This is a genomic window from Arthrobacter sp. EPSL27 (assembly GCF_001512305.1).
In the GTDB taxonomy this organism is placed as follows: domain Bacteria; phylum Actinomycetota; class Actinomycetes; order Actinomycetales; family Micrococcaceae; genus Arthrobacter.
The window spans coordinates 64,618-87,691 of record NZ_LNUT01000002.1 but is presented as its reverse complement, the minus strand read 5'-3'; the positions used below and the strand labels follow the sequence as shown (position 1 = coordinate 87,691).

18 protein-coding genes are annotated in these 23,074 nt (G+C 69.4%); 4 read left to right on the top strand and 14 right to left on the bottom strand.

Going from position 1 to position 23,074, the window contains the following annotated elements; translation table 11 throughout:
• The first annotated feature begins 256 nt into the window (after positions 1-256).
• Together epsE and AR539_RS01600 are read left to right on the top strand one after the other, a co-directional pair.
• Positions 257-1,507 carry an exopolysaccharide biosynthesis GT4 family glycosyltransferase EpsE gene (epsE, locus tag AR539_RS01605; RefSeq protein ID WP_066431867.1) on the top strand — a complete coding sequence of 417 codons (1,251 nt, stop codon included), beginning with the start codon at positions 257-259 and terminating at the stop codon, positions 1,505-1,507.
• A gap of 285 nt (positions 1,508-1,792) precedes the next feature.
• Positions 1,793-2,860: a hypothetical protein gene (locus AR539_RS01600; RefSeq protein ID WP_197410526.1), complete on the top strand. Its 1,068-nt coding sequence runs from the start codon at positions 1,793-1,795 to the stop codon at positions 2,858-2,860.
• Between the two features lie 27 nt (positions 2,861-2,887).
• Here the strand turns inward: AR539_RS01600 and AR539_RS01595 are convergent, their stop codons facing one another.
• The 8 genes from AR539_RS01595 to AR539_RS01560 all read right to left on the bottom strand — a co-directional run bounded on the left by AR539_RS01595 (position 2,888) and on the right by AR539_RS01560 (position 12,719).
• The gene (locus tag AR539_RS01595) at positions 2,888-4,195 is read right to left on the bottom strand and encodes a M18 family aminopeptidase (RefSeq protein WP_066431861.1); all 1,308 of its coding nucleotides are present in this window, start codon (positions 4,193-4,195) and stop codon (positions 2,888-2,890) included.
• A gap of 52 nt (positions 4,196-4,247) precedes the next feature.
• The gene (locus tag AR539_RS01590; RefSeq protein ID WP_066431857.1) at positions 4,248-5,150 is read right to left on the bottom strand and encodes an intradiol ring-cleavage dioxygenase; all 903 of its coding nucleotides are present in this window, start codon (positions 5,148-5,150) and stop codon (positions 4,248-4,250) included.
• A gap of 223 nt (positions 5,151-5,373) precedes the next feature.
• Entirely contained in the window at positions 5,374-6,807 is a 1,434-nt protein-coding gene (locus AR539_RS01585; RefSeq protein WP_066431854.1) for an amino acid permease, read from the bottom strand.
• 332 nt (positions 6,808-7,139) lie between these two features.
• A complete protein-coding gene (locus AR539_RS01580) occupies positions 7,140-7,898 on the bottom strand; it encodes a response regulator (RefSeq protein ID WP_066431852.1) in 759 nt (252 codons plus the stop codon).
• The gene (locus tag AR539_RS01575) at positions 7,895-9,229 is read right to left on the bottom strand and encodes a sensor histidine kinase (protein WP_066431849.1); all 1,335 of its coding nucleotides are present in this window, start codon (positions 9,227-9,229) and stop codon (positions 7,895-7,897) included. The genes AR539_RS01580 and AR539_RS01575 overlap by 4 nt, the downstream gene beginning before the upstream one ends.
• A gap of 23 nt (positions 9,230-9,252) precedes the next feature.
• Positions 9,253-10,143: an ABC transporter permease gene (locus AR539_RS01570; protein WP_066431846.1), complete on the bottom strand. Its 891-nt coding sequence runs from the start codon at positions 10,141-10,143 to the stop codon at positions 9,253-9,255.
• A gap of 3 nt (positions 10,144-10,146) precedes the next feature.
• A complete protein-coding gene (locus tag AR539_RS01565) occupies positions 10,147-11,091 on the bottom strand; it encodes an ABC transporter ATP-binding protein (protein WP_066431840.1) in 945 nt (314 codons plus the stop codon).
• Positions 11,092-11,222: 131 nt separating this feature from the next.
• On the bottom strand, positions 11,223-12,719 hold the full coding sequence (locus tag AR539_RS01560) for a bifunctional phosphatase PAP2/diacylglycerol kinase family protein (RefSeq protein WP_066431838.1): 1,497 nt from the start codon (positions 12,717-12,719) through the stop codon (positions 11,223-11,225).
• Positions 12,720-12,774: 55 nt separating this feature from the next.
• Between AR539_RS01560 and AR539_RS01555 the strand changes: the two genes are divergently transcribed.
• Positions 12,775-13,488: a phosphatase PAP2 family protein gene (locus AR539_RS01555; RefSeq protein WP_082699145.1), complete on the top strand. Its 714-nt coding sequence runs from the start codon at positions 12,775-12,777 to the stop codon at positions 13,486-13,488.
• On the opposite strand, the gene AR539_RS01550 is transcribed toward AR539_RS01555, so the two are convergent.
• The 4 genes from AR539_RS01550 to AR539_RS01535 all read right to left on the bottom strand — a co-directional run bounded on the left by AR539_RS01550 (position 13,424) and on the right by AR539_RS01535 (position 20,065).
• Positions 13,424-14,611 carry an MFS transporter gene (locus AR539_RS01550; protein ID WP_066431832.1) on the bottom strand — a complete coding sequence of 396 codons (1,188 nt, stop codon included), beginning with the start codon at positions 14,609-14,611 and terminating at the stop codon, positions 13,424-13,426. The two genes, AR539_RS01555 and AR539_RS01550, sit on opposite strands and share 65 nt — an antisense overlap.
• Positions 14,608-15,381 carry a DeoR/GlpR family DNA-binding transcription regulator gene (locus AR539_RS01545; RefSeq protein WP_066431830.1) on the bottom strand — a complete coding sequence of 258 codons (774 nt, stop codon included), beginning with the start codon at positions 15,379-15,381 and terminating at the stop codon, positions 14,608-14,610. The genes AR539_RS01550 and AR539_RS01545 overlap by 4 nt, the downstream gene beginning before the upstream one ends.
• Before the next feature lie 140 nt (positions 15,382-15,521).
• Positions 15,522-18,347, bottom strand: a complete 2,826-nt coding sequence (locus AR539_RS01540) for an FAD-binding and (Fe-S)-binding domain-containing protein (protein ID WP_066431826.1) — start codon at positions 18,345-18,347, stop codon at positions 15,522-15,524.
• Positions 18,347-20,065: an L-lactate permease gene (locus AR539_RS01535; RefSeq protein WP_066431823.1), complete on the bottom strand. Its 1,719-nt coding sequence runs from the start codon at positions 20,063-20,065 to the stop codon at positions 18,347-18,349. The genes AR539_RS01540 and AR539_RS01535 overlap by 1 nt, the downstream gene beginning before the upstream one ends.
• Positions 20,066-20,209: 144 nt before the next feature.
• Here AR539_RS01535 and AR539_RS01530 point away from each other — a divergent pair, with 144 nt between their 5' ends.
• Positions 20,210-20,902: a GntR family transcriptional regulator gene (locus AR539_RS01530; protein WP_066431820.1), complete on the top strand. Its 693-nt coding sequence runs from the start codon at positions 20,210-20,212 to the stop codon at positions 20,900-20,902.
• Positions 20,903-20,978: 76 nt separating this feature from the next.
• Here the strand turns inward: AR539_RS01530 and AR539_RS01525 are convergent, their stop codons facing one another.
• Both AR539_RS01525 and AR539_RS01520 read right to left on the bottom strand, forming a co-directional pair.
• Entirely contained in the window at positions 20,979-22,661 is a 1,683-nt protein-coding gene (locus tag AR539_RS01525) for an ABC-F family ATP-binding cassette domain-containing protein (protein ID WP_066431816.1), read from the bottom strand.
• Between the two features lie 66 nt (positions 22,662-22,727).
• Positions 22,728-23,074: penicillin-binding transpeptidase domain-containing protein (locus AR539_RS01520; protein WP_269433663.1), on the bottom strand; the 347-nt coding region annotated here is incomplete at its 5' end.

The window sequence follows — 23,074 nt, the reverse complement described above, 5'->3', positions numbered from 1 at the left end:
GACGCGCCGAAGCGGCCCTCCTCGATTCCGACAGTACCGGGCATACATTTCCCCCACCTACCTAAACGATCTCGACGCCGCCGCTACCGGCGCCCATCTTTTCTGACAGTAGCCGCTGGTGCGCTCCGGAAACAGTGTTTTTCGAATACGACTTTTCGGTTATTGCTGTACCGGTGGCGCTATCTGAGTAGGATGGCCCACAGGGCCGGCTTGCCGGACCGGATCCCCTAAGACCTTGACCCGTGAAGGGGCCCTGATGGCTCGATTCGGATACCTGGTCCCCGAGTTTCCGGGGCAAACGCACAGTTTTTTCTGGCGTGAGATGGCAGCGTTGAAGTCGATGGGAATGGAACCTGAGCTCATTTCCACCCGCCGCCCCGAGGGGGGAAGGGTGCCCCACCAGTGGGCGGACGCCGCAGAGGCGGAAACGCATTACCTCGTGCCGCCGGGGCTGGCGGATACGTTCGGCGCCGGCTCCGCACTCCTCCACGGACTCATCCACGGCAAAGCGGCAGCCCTGCGCGGAGCGGCCCGGGGCTACAGCGACAACCAGAACGCGGCGGACGGGTGGCGCGCCCGGATCATGGGCGTTCTTCGGTCGGTTTCCCTGCTGCTAGCCGCGTCGGAACTCGTTGGGGTCGCCCGCCGCAGGGGATGGGTGCACGTACATGTGCATTCCTGCGCAGACGCCGCCCAAGTCGCGCTATTCGCCCACCGGCTGTCGGGACTGCCGTACAGCCTGGCGCTGCACGGTCCCCTAGCCGACTACGGCCCGAACCAAGCGGACAAATGGCGAAACGCATCGTTTGGCGTCGTGATCACCAAAGGCCTACTCGGGGATATCAGGCAACGGCTCGGCCCGGCCCTTCCCGAACGGATGGGAATCGCTGCCATGGGGGTCGACACGGCGGACTTCGTACGGAGTGCCCCGTATGAACCGTGGACGGGAACGGGACCCGCCAGGATATTCAGCTGCGGAAGGCTCAATCCCAGCAAAGGCCACAGGGATCTCGTCGCGGCTGTCCGGATGTTGGCGGATGCAGGCATCGACGCGCGCCTCGTCATAGCGGGCGAGGACGAACGCGGGGGCAAGGGGTACCGACTTGAGCTTGAGCGGCTGGTCACCGAACTGGATGTGGGCGGCAGGGTCACGCTGCTGGGTTCCGTCTCCGAAGCAACCGTCCGAACCCGGTTGGAGGAGGCCCACGTCTTTGCCCTGGCCAGCCATGCGGAGCCGCTGGGTGTCGCCATCATGGAGGCGATGTCGCTATCCGTTCCTGTGGTAGTCACGGGCTCAGGGGGTGTTGCGGAGTTGGTGCAGGACCAGCAAAGCGGTCTTCTCGTCCGGGCCAATGATCCCGCTCACTTGGCCTCCACCCTCGTCAACGTGCTGCACACGCCGGACCTGGCGCGCCGCTTGGGCGCCGAGGGCCGGCACCGTGTAGTCGGACAGTTTGACAGCACTCGCGGCGCCGGCATCCTGGCAGACATGATCCGAGGGAGATAACCCATGAAGAGCATCCCAGCACAGGCCAGCGCCATCCTGACGTCCGCCTTTTGCCTGTCGACGGCACTATTGCTCAGTGGAAGCGGCGTCCCGCCAGGACCGGCCCTTACGGGAAGTGCCGCCAATCCTCTCCCGTCGGCCGAAGCTTCTGCGGCTCCGGCGCTCCGGGAGGTGGACGGCGGTCCGGGATTCTACGGCCGGTTCACGAATCCGCTGCCGGACGCGCTTGAGTATTTTCCCATAGGTGTGTGGCTGGAAAGCGTCCTGGATCCAGGCGACATCGCCATGGACAAGAACGTTGGGCTCAACACCTACGTCAATCTCACGGCAAACTCCGACACCGCCCTGTTGCAGCCCGGCGGTGTCCATGCGGTTACGAGCGAGCCGTCGCCCTGGACCTCCGGCCTCGTCCTTGCCGATGAGCCGGACATGTGGGCCGGTCCGGGGTCGTCCGAATGGACCGGTAAATGGCCCGGCCAGGGCGAGGTATGCAATCCGGCGAATACTCCGTGCGGCTATTCGGTGCAACGGACCCTGTCAACTCCCATACCCGACGGAACAATGAAGTATGCCAACTACGGTAAAGGCGTCAGCTTCTGGGAAAGCAACACGGAGGCGTCAGTCTTCGTCAATGAGTTCCAAGACGTCGTGTCGGTCGATAACTACTGGTTCACCGACCCCAATATCTGCGGCCTGGGCGAAGGCGGCGGAAGTCTCGGCCGGGACCGTAACCTGACGGACAAGGAATGCCGGCTGGCCGCCAACTATGGCTGGACCATCGACCGCGTCCGGTCCCTGGTCAACCCTTCCGGAAGCAAACCGGTGTGGGCTTTCGTCGAGGTCGGGCACCCCGCCGGCGAGGCTGATGCCCCCACCATCACCGGCCCGCAGCTCAAAGCCGCCGTGTGGAGCAGTCTGATCCACGGTGCGCGGGGCATTGTCTACTTCAATCACAGCTTTGGCGGCCCGTGTCAGTCCTTTCACGTCCTGCGGGAACCCTGCGGTGACGATATACGGCCCTGGGTGACGGCGGTCAACCGGCAGATCACCGGGCTCGCCCCGGTCCTCAACGCGCCCTTCCTGGACGGTGCCCTGGCCCACGGCCCGGGCATTGACACGGCCGTGAAGGTGCACGGCGACGATCTGTACGTGTTCGCCGGATCGGCGCAGGCGGGTCCCCAAACCGCAGAGCTGATCCTGGCGTGCCTGGCAGGCGCGTCCGTTCCCGCAACCGTCCTGGATGAGGACCGCACGGTGACGCTCAGCAACGGCGTCTTCCGGGACACCTTCGACGACGGCAACGCCGTCCATCTGTACAAGATCGGCGGGGCTGCCCGCACCTGTGCACCGTAGCGCGGGCGCCGCAGGTGTCCCGCGCGGCTATGAGGGGGTGCGGAAGAACAGCGCGGTGACCGTCGCGAGCCGGTGGGGGTCCTCGACGCCGCAGAGTTCGCGGGCTGAGTGCATCGAGAGCAGGGGAACGCCGACGTCGACCGTCCGGATGCCGAGGCGGGTGGCGGTCAGCGGGCCGATCGTGGAGCCGCAGGGCATCACGTTGTTGGAGACAAACTCCTGGTAGGGGATGCCGGCGTCGGTGCACAGGCGCGCCCACAGGGCGGCACCGGCGGCGTCCGTGGCGTACCGCTGGTTGGCGTTGATTTTCAGCAGCGGGCCGCCGTTGAGCACCGGCCGGTTGGCCGGATCGTGCCGTTCGGCGTAGTTGGGGTGGACGGCGTGCCCGGCGTCGGCCGACACACAGAACGACGCCGCGAAAGCCTGCCGCCGCTGGCTCGCCGAGGCCCCCAGCCCGTCGGAAATCCGGACCAGCACGTCCTCCAGGACAGGTCCGCTCGCGCCTGACCGGGACGCGGAGCCGATTTCCTCGTGGTCGAACGCGGCCAGCACGGCGATGGGCCCGCCCGCCGGCGGCGCTGCGTTGGCGTGGTCGATCAGGGCGGTGAGCCCGGCGTGGGTGGCCGAGAGGTTGTCCAGCCGGCCGGACGCGAAGAACTCACCCTTCGCGCCGAACACGGCCGGGGCCTGGGTGTCCGCGATGACAACGTCGTACCCGCCGATCTGCGCAGCGTCCACATCCGCGCCGGCCACCCGGTCCGCCAGCAGCCCCAGCAGGTCCTCGCCGGCCGGATCCCCCTGCCCGTAGACCGGGTTCATGTGCTGCTGCTTGTCGAGGGCCAGCCCCTCGTTCACGGCGCGGTCCAGGTGGATGGCCAGTTGCGGGAACCGGAGCAGCGGCCCCGTGGCGGTCAGGTGCTGGGTGCCGTCCCGCATCACCAGGCGCCCCGCGAGCTGCAGTTCGCGGTCCAGCCAGGAGTTGAGCAGCGGGCCGCCATAGACTTCGACGCCGGCCTGCAGCCAGCCGAATTTGCCGGTGGTGGGTTTGGGCTTGAGCTTGAACGACGGCGAATCGGTGTGGGCGCCCAGGATGTTGAATCCGGTGGTGGGGCCGGCTGCCTCCGGCGTCACCCAGGCGATGAGGGCGCCGTCGCGGACCATGTAGAACTTCCCGGCGCCGGCCCCGTCCCAGGGCTGCAGCTCGTCGAGGGCGGTGAACCCTGCCTCATTGAGCCGGCGGGCGGCCTCGTGGACGGCGTGGAAGCTCGACGGCGACGCGGTGACGTACGCACCGAGGTCCTGGATGTGGGCGGACGCGCGGGACTGTGAAGACATGGCTCCGAGTCTAGCCGCCGCGCCGCCGGCCTCACGGGACGCTGCCCCGCCGCTAGACAGTGACGTTAAGACCGGCCGTGTACCCGCCGGACACCGATCCGGTCATCGTGGCGAGCTGGTGGATGCCGCCGTCGTCGCGGAACACGTTGTCCGATTTCAGCGTGGTCCGGGGGAAGTTCCGGGCGCTGGCTTCGTAGCCGGCGGAGGCGTAGACGTCCCGGCAGGCGGCGTCCGTCAGCGCGATCTGGGACACGGCGAGGACCTGCCCGGCCGCCGTCGCGTTGTCCATGGACTCGAAGACTTCGAAGTGGATGTGGGGCCAGCGGCCGCTGTACGCGCCCGGGAAGACGGTCCGGAAGGTCACCTGGCCGTTGGCGTCGGCCTCCTGCACGCCGCGGAGATAGTTCTCGTTCCTGAGCCCGGCGTCGTACATGGAGTATTTGCCGTCCTTGTCGCAGTGCCAGGCGTAGACGGCGGCGCCGGCCAGGGGTGTGCAGCCGCTGGCGTTGTCGAGCAGGGTGAGCGTGACGGTGAGCGGAACGCCGTCGGCCCTGGTGTTGGAGGTGCCGAAACTGGTGGTGATGTCCTGCCGGACCACGCCCGAGGCCGCCAGCACATTGGGGCCGTTGGAGCCGTCCCCCGGATAGGGCCCGGTGGTCTCCTGCGGAATCTCAACGCCGCATTCGGCGATGGCCCGGGTCAGCGTGGGCGACGCGGACGGCGCGCTGGCAGCCGCCGTCGGGCCCGGCGTGGCTGCTGTCCCTGCCGCCCCCGCCGTCGAGGAGGACGCGGAACCCGGTGACGCGCCCGGCGCGCAGGCGGCGAGGGCCGCGGCCGTGCCGGCGCCGAGGAACATGCCGAGCGAGCGGCGGCTCATCAGGGTGGAGAGGTCGAACTCCAGGCCGCGGTCGTGGTTGGGGTGGGGCTCATGGGGAGGCTGCGGAGAAGAAGTCATGCGCCCATCGAACCCCTGCCCGCTATGCGCTGGCTAGAGCCTCCCTGTGCGGCCGCTGTGCCTCTCTCCGGAGCGGCCGGGCGCGGGACATGCCCTCCCCTCACCGCCATGGCTGGACATGCCCCCAGCTCCCCACGGGACATGCCCTCCCCTGGCCGCGGCGGGTGGACATAGCGGCATTATGTCCGTTGCTCGGCAACAGGGAGGGGCATGTCCCAAGGGGCTAGGACGCGGGGCTCGCCCCCACGGTGGCGTCTTCTGCGGCATCCTGGGCCGCGGGGCCGCCGTCGTGCTCCACGCGGGTGTTGCCGCGGTCCTTGCGGTAGCGCCAGAGGCCGATGCCGACCACCACGGCGGCGAGGGCCAGGGACAGCAGCAGCGATTCACGCGTGGATTCCAGGACCACCATGCCGACCAGCAGCGCGACGATGCTGATGATGGCCACCCACGTCAGGTAGGGGAAGAGCCACATCTTCAGCTGGAGGTCCTTGGCCGCGGCGCCCATCCGGCGGCGCAGGATCAGCTGCGAGCTGGCGATGACCAGCCACACGAAGAGCGCGATGGCCCCCGAGGTGTTGACCAGGAACAGGAACACGGTGTCCGGGGCGATGTAGTTGAGGCCGACAGTGATGAAGCCGACGACGGTGGAGGCCAGGACGGCGGCGGCGGGGACACCGCGCTTGGAGATCCGCATCCAGGACCGGGGCGCGTCGCCGCGGCGGGACAGCGAGAACAGCATCCGGCTGGCGGTGTACAGGCCGGAGTTGAGACAGGACAGCACGGAGGTCAGCACCACGATGTCCATGATGGTGCCGGCACCGGGGATGCCGTAGAGCTCGATCACGGCGACGTACGGGCTCTTGGCCACGGAGGCGGAGTTCCAGGGCAGCAGGGTGACAACCACGGCGATGGAGCCGATGTAGAACACGAGGATGCGCCAGACGGTGGACTTCACGGCCTTCTTCACTGCGTCGACCGGGTTCTCGGATTCACCGGCGGCGATGGTGGCGATCTCGGCGCCGAAGAAGGAGAAGACCACTACGAGGATGCCGGCCAGCACGGCGCCCGGACCGTTGGGCATGAACCCGCCGTTTTCCAGCAGGTTGCTCAGGCGGGGGGCGGGAACTCCCGGAAGGAGGCCCAGGATGGCCACGACGCCGAAGAGCAGGAACAGCACAATTGCGGCAACCTTGATGGACGCGAACCAGAACTCGAACTCGCCGAAGGACTTGACCGACCCCAGGTTGGTCAGGGTCAGGACCACCATCAGCAGCAGCGCCCAGATCCACTGGTCGATGCCCGGCACCCAGCGGTGCATGATGGCCGCGCCGGCGGTGGCCTCGATGCCCAGCACGATGATCCAGAACCAGGCGTACAGCCAGCCGATGCTGAAGCCGGCCCAGCGGCCCAGCGCCTTGTCGGCATAGGTCGAGAACGAGCCGGTCTCCGGGTTGGCCGCCGCCATCTCGCCGAGCATCCGCATGACGAGGATGACAACCAGTCCCGCCGCCGCGTAGGCCACCAGGATGCCGGGGCCCGCCTGCTGGATTGCCGCGCCGGAGCCGACAAAGAGGCCGGCTCCGATCACGCCAGCGATGGCGATCATCGACAGATGCCTGGGTTTCAGGGACTTTGAGAGTTGCTGGTCAGCCTGCATGAAGCGCCGTCCTTCGTGGATTGTTCGGGTCCGCGGGTGAAGCGTGGAAAGTTGTGCGGCGGACCACATTGACGTTTCACCCTAGACCGGGGGAAGTGCCCTCTGTTCTGTGCAATCCCACAAATGACGCAGGTCGCGGGAGGGCACAGTTCCAGAAAATCCACCGTATGTGCAAGGAATGTTGCCTGCTGGGCAATTCTGAAATGTGCCGGAAACCACTGGTCCGGCGCTCCGGGGCGGCTTTGGGCCCGCGGCGGGGCCATTTCCGGCCGGGACGACGGCGTGTCCGCGCCGAAGTGCCCCCGCACCGCCGGATACGCCCCCGGACTGTGTCAGTAGTCCGGGTTGCTGGGCACCACCAGGCCGGTCTCGTAGGCGTAGACCACGGCCTGGACGCGGTCGCGCAGGTGCAGTTTGGTGAGGATCCGGCGGACGTGCGTTTTGACGGTGGCCTCGGAGAGGAAGTACCGGTGCGCGATCTCGGCGTTGGAGAGACCCTCCGCCATTGCTTCCAGCATTTCGGTTTCGCGCGGGGTGAGGTCCTCGAGCAGCGGGTCCCGGGCCGGCCGGGCCCCGGCGGGGAGTCCCTTCCCGGGATCGCCGCTGCCGTCGCCGTCCGGGAAAGCCGCCGCGTCCGTGCTCCGGACATAGGTCTCCAGCAGCCTCCGCGTGACGCGCGGCGCCACCACCGCGTCGCCGCCGGCCACCACCCGGACGGCGCTGACCAGCTCGGCCGGCGCCACGTCCTTGAGCAGGAAGGCCGAAGCCCCTGCCTGCAGCCCGGCGAAAGCGTACTCGTCGAGGTCGAAGGTGGTGAGGATGATGACCTTGGCGCTGGCACCGGAGGTGGTGACGGCGCGCGTGGCCTCGATGCCGTCCAGCACCGGCATCCGCACGTCCATCAGCACGACGTCGGGCGCGAGGTCCCGGACCTGGCGGACGGCCTCGGCGCCGTCGGACGCCTCCCCCACAACGTGCAGGTCCCCCTCGCCCTCGAGGATGAGGCGGAACCCCATCCTCAGCAGCGGCTGGTCATCCACCAGCAGGACACGGATCGGCTCGGTGCCGCCCGGCTGTTCCCCATGACTCATGTGCTCCTGCTTTCGTTCTCGCCGTGCCAGTGCAGGACGGCGTGGACCCGCCAGCCGTGGTCCGCGCTCCGTCCCGCCTCCACGGTGCCTGCATAGATCCGGGCCCGCTCCAGCATGCCGGCGAGGCCCTGGCCGCTGCCCACGGGCCCGCCGGGGTCCCGCGGTCCCGGCGCAGCAGCGGCCCGGCCGCCGGAGTCCACGGAACCCTTGCCGTCGTCCACCACGTCGATGGTGACAGTGGAACCGTCCCGGACGATTGCCACATCCACCCGGCTCAGGGAGCGGCCGTAGCGCAGCACATTCGTCAGGGATTCCTGCACAATCCGGTACACCGTCAGCTGGAACGCCGCATCGTCCGGCAGCGACGGGCCAGTGTGCGTGTAGTGCAGCGGAAGCCCGGCGGTGCGGAACCCTTCCAGCAGTTTGCCCAGGCTGTCGCCGGCCGCCAGTGGCTCCCGCGGGGCCTGCCCGGGGGACGCGTCGTCGCGCAGCACCCCCAGCACCCGCCGCATGTCCGCCAGTGCGGTGCGCCCGGTGTGCGAGAGTTCCCCGAGGACCTCCGCCGCCCGTGCCGGGTCCCGCCTGGCCACGACGGCGGCCCCGTCGGAGAGGGCGACCATCACCGTCAGTGAATGCGCGACGACGTCGTGCATCTCCCGGGCGATGCGGTTCCTTTCGGTGACCTGCCCCAGCCGCCCCGCCCTCGCGGCCCAGGCGGCAATCTCCTGCTCATGCTCGCGCCGCTGCCGGACCGAAACGCCGATCCCGGTGGCGATGACGTTGGTGAGGGTGATGCTCACGCCGGCCGCGATGCTGGTGATGAGCTGGAAGTTCTCCGGGGTGCTGACGCCCATGTCCGGCAGCCGGCCGTCCAGCGGCCCGACCGCCAGCTGGAAATAGAGGACCACCAGCGGCGCCGTGGCCGCGGCCAGGGTCCGCAGCGCAAACCGCCGGCTGCGCACCAGCGCCACCGAGTAGAGCGCGAACCACAGCCCGGCGGAGACATTGGAGCCCCACGGGTGGAGCAGGGTCACCCCCACTTCGAGCGCCGCCACCACAGCCACCACCCGGACCGGGCGGCTCCGCCGGAACAGCAGCGCCACAGCGGCCGCCGCGAGCAGGACGGCCACCTGCCAGACGCCGTCGAGCACGGATTCCACCGCGGTGGGGGTGACCAGCACCAGGTAGCACGCCACCACGACGGCATCCATGGCCCGCGGGTGCTGGAACAGGTAGCGCCTGATCCGGCCCCGGCGCCGGGCAGTGATCTCAGCGAAGGACGCGTCGGCCTGGCCGGCCGGCGCGTCCTTCACCACAGCAACATCGATCATGCTCTGAGCCTAAACGGCGTTCCCTAGACGTCCCGCCGTTTCAGCAGCACCGCGGCCAGGACCACCGGGATGACCACCCAGGCGCCCAGCACCAGGGCGGCCTGCCAGGCTTCCAGCGTGTCGGGGAGGTGCTCCACGGCGGTCATTGGTTCCACGGTGTTCCCCGGCAGGTACTTGCGTGCCTCGACGAAGAAGTCGCCCGGGATCAGCTGGAAGGCGATGGGCGCCACGAAGAACAGGCCCACCAGGCTCATGATGCCGCCGGCGGAGTTGCGCAGCAGCGCGCCGAGGGCCATGCCGATGGCGGCGACGGCGGCGACGTAGATGCTGTTGACCAGCAGCAGCTTCACGGACTGCGAGCTGGCCAGATCCAGTTTGAGGTCGTAGTTCTCCAGGATGGGCAGCGACACCAGGCCCGCCAGGTACACGGAGGCCGCGGTGAGGGTAAACGCCGTCACCATGACCACCAGCAGCTTGGCGGCGAACGCCGGGATCCGCTTCGGGACGGCCGCGAAGGTGGACCGGGCCATGCCGGTGGTGAACTCGGAGCTCATCAGCAGCACCCCGAGCGAGCCGAGGATCAGCTGGGCGAACGCGATGCCGGAGGTGGGGACGCCGACGGCGAGGTCCCCGCCCTGGGCGGCGAACGCGGCGGCGGCTTCCGGGTCGCTGAGCGCGGCCTCGGCGAACTGCCCCGTGCCCCAGGCGGACAGGGCGCCGAAGCCGACCACCACCAGGACGGTGGAGCCGAGCAGGATCAGGGTGGACAGGAGGGTGCGGAACTTGATGAATTCCGAGTTCAGCACCCGCAGGAAATTCGGCCCGGGGCCGGTGCTGGTGCCAGCGGGGGCCGTGCCGGTGCCTGCAGGGCCGGGGGTGCCGCGGCGGGAGGGGTCAATTGCGGTCGAGCTCATGGCTTAGTGGCCTCCGGACTGGGCGGGGGCGGCATCGCCCGTGGTGATCAGCGAGTGGTATTCGACCTCATCCTTGGTCAGTTCCATATAGGCCTCCTCGAGGCTGGCCTGGAGCGGGGTGAGTTCGTAGAGCATGACGTGGTTCTCCAGCGCGGCGCGGGCGATCCCGCGCGGGTCCAGCCCGGTCACTTCCAGCAGTTCGTGGTCCTGGAGCTCCACGGACACGCCGTCCCCGGCGAGCAGGCGCATCAGCTGGTCCGGCTGGTCGGTGCGGACGCGGGTGCGGATGCGGCCCTTGCCGTTGATGATGTCCTGGATGGGCGCGTCGGCGATGATCCGGCCGCGGCCGATCACGATCAGGTGGTCCGCGGTGACGGCCATCTCGCTCATCAGGTGGCTGGAGAGGAACACCGTGCGCCCCTCGGAGGCCAGGTACTTGACGAGGTTGCGGACCCAGACCACGCCTTCCGGGTCCAGGCCGTTGACGGGCTCGTCCAGGATGACGGTCTGCGGATCGCCGAGCAGCGCCGCCGCGATGCCGAGGCGCTGCCCCATGCCGAGCGAGAATCCGCCGACCTTCTTCTTGGCCACATCGGCCAGGCCCGTCATCTCGATGACCTCGTGCACCCGCTTCTTGGGGATGCTGTGCGTGGCGGCCATGGCCAGCAGGTGGTTGTAGGCCGAGCGGCTGGTGTGGACGGCCTTGGCGTCGAGCAGCGCGCCGACGTCGCGCAGCGGCGCCGCGTGCCGGGCAAAGGGGGTGCCGTTGACGGTGACGGTGCCCGACGTCGGCCGGTCGAGCCCCATGATCATGCGCATGGTGGTGGATTTCCCGGCCCCGTTCGGACCCAGGAAGCCGGTGACCCGGCCGGCTTCGACAGTGAAGTTGACTCCGGCGACGGCGGTTTTTTCGCCGTACACCTTGGTCAGGCCTCGTGCTTCGATCATGGAAGCGTTCCTTTGCTTGGCAGTGGGGGTTGTGTACTTCCCAACCTACCGAGCCGGGAGGCCGGTTTCGCCGGCCTCAGGGATGATTCAGGGTCGAATCAGGGTCATCCGGGAGGATGACGCAGCGGCGTTCAGGAGGCCGGCGAATAGTAGGTCAGGGCGCCCGGCAGGATCGAGAACTCCACGGCGCGGACCCCCGGCATGGCCTCCCCGTCCACCGCCAGCACCATGCTTGAGTTGCCCGGTTCCACCCGGATGCTGCTGCTCTCGCTGAGGTGGGTGATCCCGGAGGTGGCGACGGTTCCGGTCAGCACGGCCCACAGCAGCCGGAGCCGGGCGAAGGATTCGTCCGCGGTGATGAGCCGCAGGTCGAACAGTCCGTCGTCGAGTACCGGGCGGACCAGCGGGGCGTGGTCGCGAGGGTAGTACCGGCCGCGGCCGATGTACAGGATCCAGAGTTTGTGCCGCACGCCGTTGACGATCAGGGTGGTGGGTGTTCCGGCGGCGAACGTCCGGAACATCGCCACCACCCCCGCCAGGGGCTTGCCGAGGGCCGGCTGCAGCAGTTCGCGCCGACGCACCAGGTTGGGGTACAGGCCGATGCTGGCCGTGTTGAGCATGGTCAGGTGCAGCAGCTCGGGGTCTTCGGGGAGTCCGCGTTCCACGGACACCAGGCCCACATCCGCGCGGGCCGCTTCGCCGTTGGCCGCGGCCTGGACGGCGGCCGCGAGCGTGGGGGTTCCGGCGTCCCGGGCGAAGTGGTTCAGGGTCCCGCCGGGCAGGACCAGGAGCGGGAGGGAATGTTCAACGGCGGCCGCGGCGGCCGTTCCGACTGTCCCGTCCCCGCCCCACACACCCAGGGCCTTGATCCCGGGGCGGGCGGCAAGGCGGGCGATCTCTTCCGCGAGGTTCAGCTCCGGATCGACCTCCTTTATATACGCCTTGGGGAATACTTTCCCCAGGGCTGCTGCGGTCTCCGCGGCGTAGGAGCCGCCCAGGGTGTTGACCACGACGCCGAGGCCGTCACCGTCCGGCAGTTCCGGGGCCTTCACGGCAGTCCGCCGCGCCTCGGGAAACGGCGGCCGCACCGGCCACCACTTCCGCGTGACCATGGCAGCGCCCGCGCCGATCGCGGAGCCGAAGAACACATCCGAGGGCCAGTGGGCCCCGGTGTGGACACGCGAGTAGGCGACGCCGGCGGCGAGGGGGGCCAGCGCGGCCCCGATCCCCGGCCGCACCAGACCGGCGCCGAGGGCGAACGCCACGGCGGAGGCGGAGTGGCCCGAGGGCATGGAGGAGCTGGTGGGCTGGGGATGGACGAACCGGAAGGCCGGCAGGTGCTCCGGCAGCGGGCGCGCCCGCGGCAGCAAGGTCTTGAACCCGAGGTTCGTGACCGCGGAGGCGACGGCCTGGGCCAGCACCCCGTGGAGCGCGGCGCGGCGGGTCCGGCCGGGGAACAGCGCCAGAACGGCGGCGATTCCGAACCAGAGTTTGCCCTTGTTCGCCGCGGCGGACAACCGGCGGAAGAAATCATCGTGGCTGCCGCCGGGAACCCGGGACAGGGCGCGCACCAGCCGCCGGTCAAGCCGGCTGAACCGGCGCGGTGCTTTTCGCAGCATGCTTCGCATGCTGCCACCATACTGCCGGGGCGGCGGAGAGACCCGGATTGGCTAGGATGGGGCGATGACCCGAGTGCTGGACCCGCAGCGATTGCCGCCCGGACGCGTGCTCGCAGTCAGCACGGGGCTGCTCACGCTGGGCGTTGTGCTGGCGGGGCTGCTGGTGGCGGACGTCAGGCTGCCGCCGTTCCAAGGTCTGGACGAGGGCTGGGCCCGCTGGATCACGTCCCTGCGCAACCCGTTCTGGGACGGGATCAATGCGTTCCTCAATATTGCCGGCTACCGGGGCGCTCTGGTGCTGCACGGACTGCTGGTCGTGGCGCTGCTGCTCAGGAGGCGCCCGCAGGCAGCGGCCTTCGCCACGGCTGCTGGCGTCGCCGTCCTGGTTTTCACCCAAATCCTCAAGGCCGGCATCTTCCGGGACCGGCCGGACAACACGGTGGTCCTGACTGACACCGGTTCATTCCCGTCGGGGCATGTGGCCAGCACGGCGGTGCTCTTGGTGGTGGTGGCCCTGCTGGTCGGGCGCGCCTGGGTCTGGGTGCTGGCCGGGGTCGGCGTGGTGGCGATGATGGTCAGCCGCACGTACCTGTCGGCCCACTGGCTGATGGACACGGTCGGCAGCGTGTGCCTGGCCGTCCCGGTGGCGCTGCTGATCTGGCTGTTCTACCAGGACCTCTGCATCCAGGAGAACGGTGATGCCCGCCGGCTGCTTACGTGGCGCGCAAGGGCTTCGCGGCGCCGGCGAGCAGCAGTGCGCCAAGAATCGGAATCATGATCGCCAGCAGGGCCACCCGGATGCCCACCAGGTCCCCGAGGTAGCCCAGCAGCGGCGGGCCGGCCAGGAACGCGACGTACCCGATGGTGGACACCACCGAGACGCGGGCCGCGGCGTGCTTGGGGTCGTCCGCCGCGGCGGACATGCCCATCGGGAATGCGAGGGCCGCCCCCGCCCCCCACAGCACCGCACCGGCCGTCGCCAGCCAGAGGTCACCGGCCAGCACAAAGAGGGCCAGCCCGGCGGCGGCCGCGGCCATGCTGGCGCGGAGCACGGCCACGCGGCCGTAGGCGTCGATGGCCCGGCCGCCGAAGAAGCGCACCGCCGTCATCGCCAGGACAAAGGCCGCGAACAGCAGCGCGCCGGTGGTCTCGCTCGCGTCCAGGCCGTCCACGGCGGCCTTGGCGATCCAGTCGTTGCCGGCTCCTTCGGTCAGTGTCGCCCCCAGCACCACAACGCCGATCAGCAGCGTCCGTCCGTCCCGCCAGGCCGAGCGCCCCTTCGGTTCGGCCGTCTCCCCGGCGGCCGGCGCGGACGCCGGGGCGTGGGGGAGGAAGTAGCGCGGTGCGGTCAGGGTCAGCACGGCGACGACCACCGCGATCACCAGCAGGTGCGCCGGGAGGCCGACCCCCAGCCCCGCCAGGCCGGCGCCGATCAGGGCGCCCAGGAAGGCGCCCCCGCTGAAGGCGGCGTGGAACTGCGGCATGATGGTGCGCCCCAGCTGGTGTTCGACGTCGGCGCCTTCGATGTTCTGGGAGACGTCCCAGAGCCCGATGCCCATGCCAAAGAAGAAGAGGGCAACTGCCGTGCCAGGGACGGACTCCGCCAGCAGCGCCAGTGCCACACCGGCGCCGGCGAAGGCGGCGAGGAGGCCGGCCGCCCGCACTGCGTTGGCGGTCCCGATCCGTCCCACCACGTGGCCGGCGGTGGGCAGCGCGATCAGGGAACCGGCCGCCACGCAGAGCAGCAGGGTTCCCATCTGCCCCGAGGAAATGTTGAGGATCTCCGTTACCGCAGGGATCCGGGCGGCCCAGCTGGCGAAGACCAGTCCGTTGATGCCGAAAATCAGGAAGGTCGCCGCGGCGGCTGCGTTGAGCTGCGGGCGGGTTGCTGTTTTGGTCATACGTTCACTACTTCCACCGAGTGTCGGGTGAGCTGGGCGAGTTCTTCAGGGCTGAACTGTTTGTCGGTGACGAGGACGTCCACGGCGTCGAGGGCGGCCACCAGCGCGACGGCACTGGCGTTCCATTTGGTTCCCGAGCAGGCGACCACCACCCGTGCCGCGGACTCCAGGCCGGCGCGTTTGACGGCGGCGTCGTCGAGGTCGTGGGCCAGGAGTCCGTCGCGGAGATTCAGCGCGCACGGCGTCACCACGGCGGTGTCGAAGCGCAGCGAACGGATGTTGGATTCCGCCATGGGCCCGCGGAAGGACAGCTCCCCCGGAGTGAGGCTGCCGCCGGGAAGGATCAGGTCGGGCCGGCGGCCGGCGGCCGGGCCGCCGCCGGAGATGACGTTGACAGCCCGGAGGGACATGGGCATGAGGGTCAGGTCCCGCTGCTCCAGCCGGCGGGCCACCTCGGTGGCTGTGGTGCCGCTGTCCAGCCAGATGTGGCTCCGGTCCTTGAGCAAGCCGGCGACGCCTGCGGCGATCCGGACCTTGACGGCGTGGTCTTCGAGTTCCCGCTGGCCGTACTCGGGGTTTTCGCCGCCGAGCACCAGGCTTCTGGCGCCGCCGTGGACCCGGCGGAGGACGCCGTTCAGCTCCAGGACGTCGAGGTCGCGGCGGATGGTGGCGCCGGAGGCGCCGCACTCGGCGATGAGGTCATCGACCGTCACGTGCTCCCGGACGCGCAGGATCGCGCCGATGCGCCGGTGCCGCTCGTCAGTGTTCATGCTCAAATGCTAAAGCATCGTGATCATTTAATCATTCTCTCCCCGAACGCTCCCTCGCGTTGTGCACGAAAACCGCCGACCCCCCTCATCTGGTGAGGGAGGGCCGGCGGAAAAGGGGCAGGACCTGCGGGAGCGTCCTGCTAGCGGGTGACTTCCTCCAGCAGCTCCAGCACGTGCCGGTACTGCGCTCCCGTGGCCCGGGTCATGCCGAGTTCGCAGGTGCGGTTGCACGAGGCGTGTGCGGCGGCACCCATGTCCTTGACCTCCGCCGCCTGCTTGGCGGTGGCCGAGGCTGTCAGCTCCGGGTGCAGCATGCCCCGGTCGCCGGCAAACGCGCAGCAGCCCCAGTTTTCCGGCACCTCCACCCGCTCGGCGACGGCGCCCGCCACGGCACCCAGGGCGTCGTTGAGGCCCATCCGCGTGGAGGAGCAGGTGGGGTGCAGTGCCAGCGACTCGAGCTTCGCGTGCCCGGGCAGCCGCGGCAGGACCTTCTCGGCGGCGAAGTCCACCGCGTCCACAATCCGCAGTGCACGCCGGCCGGCGTCGGGGACGTCCGATTCCACGGTCTGGCGCAGGCCCTCGGTGCACGAGGACGCGTCGCAGACGATGGGCAGCTCGCCGTCCCGGGTTGCCGTCCGGAGCGCGGCCAGGGTCTTCTCCCGCATGGTCTCCTGCCCGGCGGCCATGCCTTTGGAGGACCAGGGGGTGCCGCAGCACAGGCTGTCGATGCCGTCCGGCACCAGGAGGGTCAGCCCGGCCCGGGCGCACAGCTGTTCGAAGCTGTACTGGACGCCGCGCCCGTCGGCGCCCTGGCCTGTCCCTGCGGGCCCGAACATGGTCCCCACGCAGGCCGGGAAGTAGACCGCGTCAACCTCGCCGGCGGGCGCCGGACGCTTCCGCACGGTGCCCCCGCCCGGCAGCTCAGCCGAATACAGCGGCACCGTGTCCGCGCCGAGCACCGCCCGGGCGGCTTTGTTGGGCAGCGCGACGGCGGCGGGCGGGATCCTGTCGACCACCGTCAGCGCCAGGGACGCGCCGCGGGTGACGCCGTCCCAGTGTTTGGCGGCCGCGTTCCAGGCGCCGTTGGCGAGCGGACCGGCGTCGGCCTTCCGCAGGCGCTTGACGAGGAATCCGGTGTTGATATCCACCGGGCAGGCGGTCTGGCACATCCCGTCCACGGCGCAGGTGTCCACGGACTCGAACTCGTAGTCCTTTTCCAGTTCCTTGACCAGGGCCGTGTCCCCGGCCAGCCGCGCCGCCTCAATGGCGCGCAGCGTGACAATCCGCTGCCGCGGGGTGAGCGTGAGGTCCTTGCTGGGGCAGACGGGTTCGCAGTAGCCGCAGGAGACGCAGCGGTCCACTTCCTCGGCGACGGGCGGCGCCGTCTTGATGTGCCGCAGGTGCGCCTGCGGATCCTCGTCCATCAGGACGCCGGGATTGAGCATGGCGGCGGGATCGAAGAGCCTCTTGATGCTGCGCATGACGTCGTAGAGCTCATCGCCGTACTGCCGGCGGACGTAGGGGGCCATGACCCGCCCGGTGCCGTGCTCGGCCTTCAGCGATCCACCCTCGGCCAGGACCAGGTCCACCATGTCTTCGGTGAAGGCGCTGTAGCGGTCCAGTTCGGCCGCCGTGGCGAAGCCGTCGGTGAGCATGAAGTGGACGTTGCCGTCCTTGGCGTGGCCAAAGATCACGCTGTTGCTGTACCCGTACTTGTCGAAGAGCCGGATCAGTTCCCGGCAGGTGCGGCCCAGTACCGGGACGGGAACCACAATGTCCTCCAGGAGGGCGGTGGTCCCCTGGGGCCGCGCCCCCGCTACCGAGGCGTAGAGGCCCTTGCGCAGCTGCCAGAGCTGGGCGCGCTCCTGGGCGTCGCCGGTGAACCGGGCGGGGGCGGACAGCCCGAGGCCGGGGAGGATGCCCTCACCGTGGTCCTGAAGCTCCGCCAGCTGGCCGGCGCTTCCGGCCGAATACTCCACGAGCAGGGCCGCGTGGTCCCGGACTGCCAGGTCACGTACGACGGCGGGTGTGCCCTTGAGCGTCTGTCCCACCGTGAGCGACAGCGCGTCCATCAGCTCGACGGTGGCGGCGCCTGTTTCCACCAGTGCCGGGAGGGCAGCGTTGGCGGCCTCAAGGTCGGGGAACACCAGCAGCCCCGCGGCCGCGTGCGGCAGCCGGGGAATGGTGCGGAACACCGCCTCGGCCACGAACCCCAGGGTGCCTTCGCTGCCGACAATCAGATGGGCCATGATGTCCACCGGAGACTGGAAGTCCAGCAGGGAGTTCAGGCCGTAACCCATGGTGTTCTTCATCGAGAACTGCTGGCGGATCCGCTGCACCGAATCCGCGTTGCTCCGGACCCGGGCGGCCAGCCGGTCCAGTCCTTCATAGAGTTCCGGCTCAAGGGCGCGGAGTTTCTGGTCGGCGTCGGCCGCACCGGTGTCGACCACCGTGCCGGAGGGCAGCACCACCGTCAGGGATTCCAGGGTGCGGTAGGTGTTGTCCACGGTGCCGCAGTTCATGCCGGAGGAGTTGTTCGCAACAACGCCGCCGATGGTGCACGCCGCCTCGCTCGCCGGGTCGGGGCCGAACTTCCGTCCGTAGCGGGCGAGCCGTGCGTTGAGGGCCCGCACAGTGACGCCGGGCTGCACGCGGACCCGCGCGCCGCCGTCGAGCACCTCAATGTCCCTGAAGTTCCGGCGGACGTCCACCAGCACGCCGTCGGTGACAGCCTGGCCGCTGAGGCTGGTTCCGCCGGAGCGGAACGTCAGCGGCACGCCCTGGGCGGCGCTGGCGCGCAGCAGCCCGCCCACCTCGGCGGCGTTGCCGGCTGTGACCACGGCCTGCGGGATCAGGAGGAAATGCGAGGCGTCGTGGGCGTTTGCGTGCAGGTCGATGGCACGGGTCTTCACCTGGCCGGGCTGCTGCACGGCATCCCGGAATGCCCCGAGGTCCAGGGGTGCCATCAGGGCACCATCCAGGCGAGCACGGGGGTGGACTGCAGGAAGATCAGCACCGTGATGAGCGCCAGCAGGCCCAGGCTCCAGCCAATCAGCTTGCGGAACAGGGTCCCTTCCGCGCCGTCGAGGCCGACGGCGGCGGCGGCCACGGCCAGGTTCTGCACGGAGAGCATCTTGCCCATCACGCCGGCGGAGGAGTTGGAGGCAGCCATCAGCACCGGTGACAGGCCCGTCTGCTCGGCCGCGGTGGCCTGCATCTGGCCGAACAGTGAGTTGGAGGACGTGTCGGAGCCGGTGAGGGCGACGCCGATCCAGCCGATCAGCGGCGAGAGGATGGCGAAGAACCCGCCGGCGGAGGCCAGTGCAAAGCCCAGGGTGGTGGTCTGCCCGGACAGGTTCATCACGAAGGACAGGCCCAGGACCGCGGTGACGGTGACGATGGTCCAGCGCAGCTGGACGATCGTGTCGCGGTAGATGCGCAGGCCCTGTGAGGCGGAGACCTTGTACAGCGCCATGGTGAGCAGGCCCGAGAACAGCAGCAGGGTGCCGGTCGCCTTGAGGTGGTCGAGCTTAAATTTGGTGGCGGCCACCGGCTTGCCGGCGGCATCGGTGATGTCCAGGCCGGGCCAGGCGAACGTCACGCTGCCCACCTGGCCCAGCCAGGTCTTGACGGAGGGAAGCTGGGCTACCGAGAACACGGCAATGATGATCAGGTAGGGAGCGATCGCCATCCAGATCTGGCGGGGTGCGGGCCGGGCATCGTCCGCGGTGGCGCCGGATGTGTTTCCGGCGGCGGCGTTCCCGGCGCCGGCGGAACCGGAGGTGCCGCCACCGGCGGGACCGCCGGAGCGGGAGCCGCTGGCCACGGCGACGCGGGCGTCCTCCGGTGCCTGCTCCATTCCGACGATTTCCTTCGGCTGCCAGACCTTCAGCATCAGCAGCACGGCGGCCACGGTCACGACGGCGGCAACCACGTCGGTGAGTTCCACGGCGAAGTAGTTGGAGGTGACGAACTGGGCCGCGCCGAAGGCGACGCCGGCCACCAGGGCCACCGGCCAGGTCTGCCGCACGCCGCGCCGGCCGTCGACGATGAAGACCAGCAGCAGCGGAACCAGCAGGGCGATGAACGGCGTCTGGCGGCCTGCCATGGAGGACAGGTCATGCAGCGGCAGGCCGGTGACACCGTTCAGGGCGATGATGGGCGCGGCCATGGCGCCGAAGGCCACCGGAGCGGTGTTGGCCAGCAGGGAGACGACGGCGGACTTCAGGGGCTTCATGCCGGCCGCCATCAGCATGGCGGCGGAGATCGCCACCGGCGCGCCGAAGCCGGCCAGTGACTCCAGCAGCGCACCGAAGCAGAAGGCGATCAGGATGGACAGGATCCGCAGGTCGTTTGAAATGGAGCGGATGGTGCGTCCCAGGACCTCGAACCACGGGGTGGCCACGGTGAGCCGGTAGATCCACAGGGCATTGACCAGGATCCACAGGATCGGGAACAAACCGTAGAACATGCCGGCGGCGGTGGCGCTCAGCGCCTGGTTGACCGGCATCTGCCAGCCGACGACGGCCAGCACCAGCGACAGCGCCAGGCCGGCCAGGGCGGCAATGGGGGCCCTGACTTTAAAGACGCCCAGAAGGACGAAAAGCAGAACGAGCGGAAGCGCCGCGCAGAGCGCTGAAATCACGAGGGACCCGGCGATGGGGTCGAGGATCTGCTGAAACATGTGTCTCCAGAATGTGTGAGGCGTCACAACTCCGTGGCGCCCTACGATTGTCTTACAAGTACACATGATCGTCAAGAGTGCTTTGATGCCTTGTCTGGCAAGATTGGGAGTACATATCAAGCTCGTGGTGGGAAGGGAGCTCCGGTGGCCGGGCGCATTGCAGCAGTCTCGATTGTGGACGCGGTCGCAACGGATCTGCGGAGCCGGATCTTCGCCGGCGAGCTGGGCCCGGGGAACGCCCTGACGGAGTCAGAGGTGGCCTCCTCCTACGACGTGGCGCGGCCGACGGCGAAGGCCGCGATCGAAAAACTGGTGGCCGAGGGGCTGCTGGACCGGGGGACCCACAAAACGGCCCGGGTGGTCGAGCTGGGCCCCGAGTCTGTGCGCGACATCTACCTGGCCCGCGCGTACTTGGAAAGCGAGGTGCTGCGCCGGCTCGCAGGCACCCGGGACGTGCCGGCGGCCGCGGTGCAGGCCAACCGCGACATCGCGGCGGTGCAGACCGGCGCCCCGCTCGACGTCGTCGAGCCGGACATGCGCTTCCACACCAGCCTGATTGATGCCGTGGGGAATGAGCGCATCAGCCGGATGTACCGCTCACTGGTGGGCGAGGTGCGGCTTTGCATGGTCCGGATCCAGTCGCTGCACCTGCTGGACACGGCGCTGATCCAGGCCGAACACCAGAAAATCCTTGAGCTCATCGAAGCCGGCCAGGGCGAGGCCGCCGCAAAACTCCTCGACGAGCACCTGGGCCGCGCCCGGGAGCGGCTGGTCGCAGCGATGGGCGGAACCGCCGGCCCGGAGGCCGAGCTGCCGTCGGGGCTGCTCCCGCAGTAGCCGCCCGGACGCGGGGTCACTTCGCGCCCATAAAACCCACCGGAATGGGCGCGAAGTGACCCCGCGTTGCTGTTTGTCAGCGGGCCCGCTCGACGCGCTTTTCGTCCCAGACGGGCTCGGCTGATTCGTAGACCTTGCCGTCCGAGCCGAATACCAGGAAGCGGTCGAAAGTCCGCGCGAACCAGCGGTCGTGGGTGACGGCCAGGACGGTACCTTCGAAGTGGTCGATGGCCCGTTCCAGCGCCTCGGCCGAGTGCAGGTCCAGGTTATCCGTGGGCTCGTCGAGCAGCAGCAGGGTGGCCCCGGAAAGCTGCAGCAGGAGGATCTGGAACCGGGCCTGCTGCCCGCCGGAGAGGGATTCGTACTTCTGCTCGGACTGCCCTGCCAGGCCGTAGCCGTCCAGGGCCCCGGCGGCAGCCTCGCGCGCCAGCCCCGAGCGGTGCTCGTCGCCGCGGTGCAGGATCTCCAGCAGGGTCTTGCCCAGAAGGTCCGGCCGGACGTGGGTCTGGGCGAAGAAGCCGGGCCGGATGCGGGCGCCGAGTTTCACGGTGCCCTCGTGCGGGACCTCGGCGATGTCGACGTCGGACACCGGGAGGTGTTCCCGTTCCGGGTCGGTGCCGCCGGTGGCCAGCAGGCGCAGGAAGTGGCTCTTGCCGGAGCCGTTGGAGCCGAGTACGCCGACGCGGTCCCCGAACCAGACCTCGGTGGAGAAGGGTTTCATCAGCCCGGTGAGCTCCAGCTTCTCGGCCACCACGGCACGTTTGGCGGTCCGGCCGCCCTTGAGCCGCATCTGCACGTTCTGCTCGATCGGCAGCGCCTCGGGAGGGCCGGCTTCGAGGAACTTCGCCAGGCGGGTCTGGGCGGCGTGGTACCGGTTGGCCATGTCGGACCGGAACGCGGCCTTGTTCTTGTACATGTTGACGAGTTCCTTGAGCTTGACGTGCTCCTCGTCCCAGCGCTTGCGGAGCTCCTCGAACCGGGCGTTCCGGTCCGCCCGGGCGTCCACGTAGGAGCCGAACCCGCCGCCGTGGACCCAGGCGCCGGCGCCGTTGATGCCCGGTTCCAGGGTGACGATGCGGCCGGCGGCGTTGTTCAGCAGTTCGCGGTCGTGGCTGATGAAGAACACGGTCTTCTTCGACTCGTTGAGCTTCGCCTCGAGCCAGCGCTTGCCCGGAACGTCAAGGTAGTTGTCCGGCTCGTCGAGGAGCAGCAGCTCGTCGGGGCCGGCGAAGAGCGCCTCAAGCACCAGGCGCTTCTGCTCGCCGCCGGACAGGCTCGACGCCGGGCGGTGCTGCGCGCGGTCAAAGGGCAGGCCGAGGGCGGCCATGCAGACCTCGTCCCAGACTGTCTCGACGTCGTACCCGCCGGCGTCGCCCCAGTCCACGATCGCCTGGGCGTAGGCCATCTGGGTGGGCTCGTCGTCGTGCTCCAGCATGGCCATCTCCGCCTCGTCGACGGCGCGGGCGGCGGCGGCGAGGGCGGGCGGCGCGGCGGAGACGAGGAGGTCGCGGACGGTGGATTCGTCCCGGACCTGGCCCACAAACTGCCGCATGATGCCCATGTTGCCGGACCGGCCCACAACACCTTCGTCCGCAACGAGGTCGCCGGCGATGATCCGGAACAGCGTGGTCTTGCCGGTTCCGTTGGGTCCGATCAGCGCCGTCTTGGTGCCGTCCGGGACCTTGAAGGTGACGCCGTTGAGCAGCTGGGTGCCGTCGGAAAGGAAGTAATCGATGCTGGAAACGTCAATATGAGCCACCCTTCCATCCTCCCACGGCGGCGCCGGCGGCCCGGTTCCAAGGCCAGGGCCGCCCGCGGGGATGCGTCAGCCGGCCGCCGTCAGGAATTCCTTCAGCAGCGGGCCGGAGACGGTGGCGCCGAGCCCGCCTTCCTCGACAAAGACGGCGACGGCGAGGTCCCCGTGCACGGCCACAATCCAGGCGTGGGTCTTGGGCGGGTTGTCGCTGCCGAACTCGGCCGTTCCGGTCTTGGCCGCCACAGGGGCGCCCGGCACGGACGCGAGAAAACCGGTGTGTCCGGAGGTGACCACGGCCCGCATCATGTCCGCCAGCGCGGATGCCTCCGCCGCCGTGACCGGGGTGGCGGGAACTGCAGCGGGGGCGGAGGCATCCGCGCTGGCGGACATGATGCGGGCCGTGGTCACCTCCGGAC

Bases quoted from the DNA above. Each gene is read 5' to 3' on its own strand.
- AR539_RS01595 (WP_066431861.1), bottom strand. From the start codon at position 4,195: ATGTCTTCACAGTCCCGCGCGTCCGCCCACATCCAGGACCTCGGTGCG.
- AR539_RS01550 (WP_066431832.1), bottom strand. From the start codon at position 14,611: ATGACCAAAACAGCAACCCGCCCGCAGCTCAACGCAGCCGCCGCGGCG.
- AR539_RS01555 (WP_082699145.1), top strand. From the start codon at position 12,775: ATGACCCGAGTGCTGGACCCGCAGCGATTGCCGCCCGGACGCGTGCTC.
- epsE (WP_066431867.1), top strand. From the start codon at position 257: ATGGCTCGATTCGGATACCTGGTCCCCGAGTTTCCGGGGCAAACGCAC.
- AR539_RS01585 (WP_066431854.1), bottom strand. From the start codon at position 6,807: ATGCAGGCTGACCAGCAACTCTCAAAGTCCCTGAAACCCAGGCATCTG.
- AR539_RS01540 (WP_066431826.1), bottom strand. From the start codon at position 18,347: ATGGCACCCCTGGACCTCGGGGCATTCCGGGATGCCGTGCAGCAGCCC.
- AR539_RS01580 (WP_066431852.1), bottom strand. From the start codon at position 7,898: ATGAGTCATGGGGAACAGCCGGGCGGCACCGAGCCGATCCGTGTCCTG.
- AR539_RS01535 (WP_066431823.1), bottom strand. From the start codon at position 20,065: ATGTTTCAGCAGATCCTCGACCCCATCGCCGGGTCCCTCGTGATTTCA.
- AR539_RS01565 (WP_066431840.1), bottom strand. From the start codon at position 11,091: ATGATCGAAGCACGAGGCCTGACCAAGGTGTACGGCGAAAAAACCGCC.
- AR539_RS01545 (WP_066431830.1), bottom strand. From the start codon at position 15,381: ATGAACACTGACGAGCGGCACCGGCGCATCGGCGCGATCCTGCGCGTC.
- AR539_RS01560 (WP_066431838.1), bottom strand. From the start codon at position 12,719: ATGCGAAGCATGCTGCGAAAAGCACCGCGCCGGTTCAGCCGGCTTGAC.
- AR539_RS01570 (WP_066431846.1), bottom strand. From the start codon at position 10,143: ATGAGCTCGACCGCAATTGACCCCTCCCGCCGCGGCACCCCCGGCCCT.
- AR539_RS01590 (WP_066431857.1), bottom strand. From the start codon at position 5,150: ATGACTTCTTCTCCGCAGCCTCCCCATGAGCCCCACCCCAACCACGAC.
- AR539_RS01600 (WP_197410526.1), top strand. From the start codon at position 1,793: ATGGACAAGAACGTTGGGCTCAACACCTACGTCAATCTCACGGCAAAC.
- AR539_RS01575 (WP_066431849.1), bottom strand. From the start codon at position 9,229: ATGATCGATGTTGCTGTGGTGAAGGACGCGCCGGCCGGCCAGGCCGAC.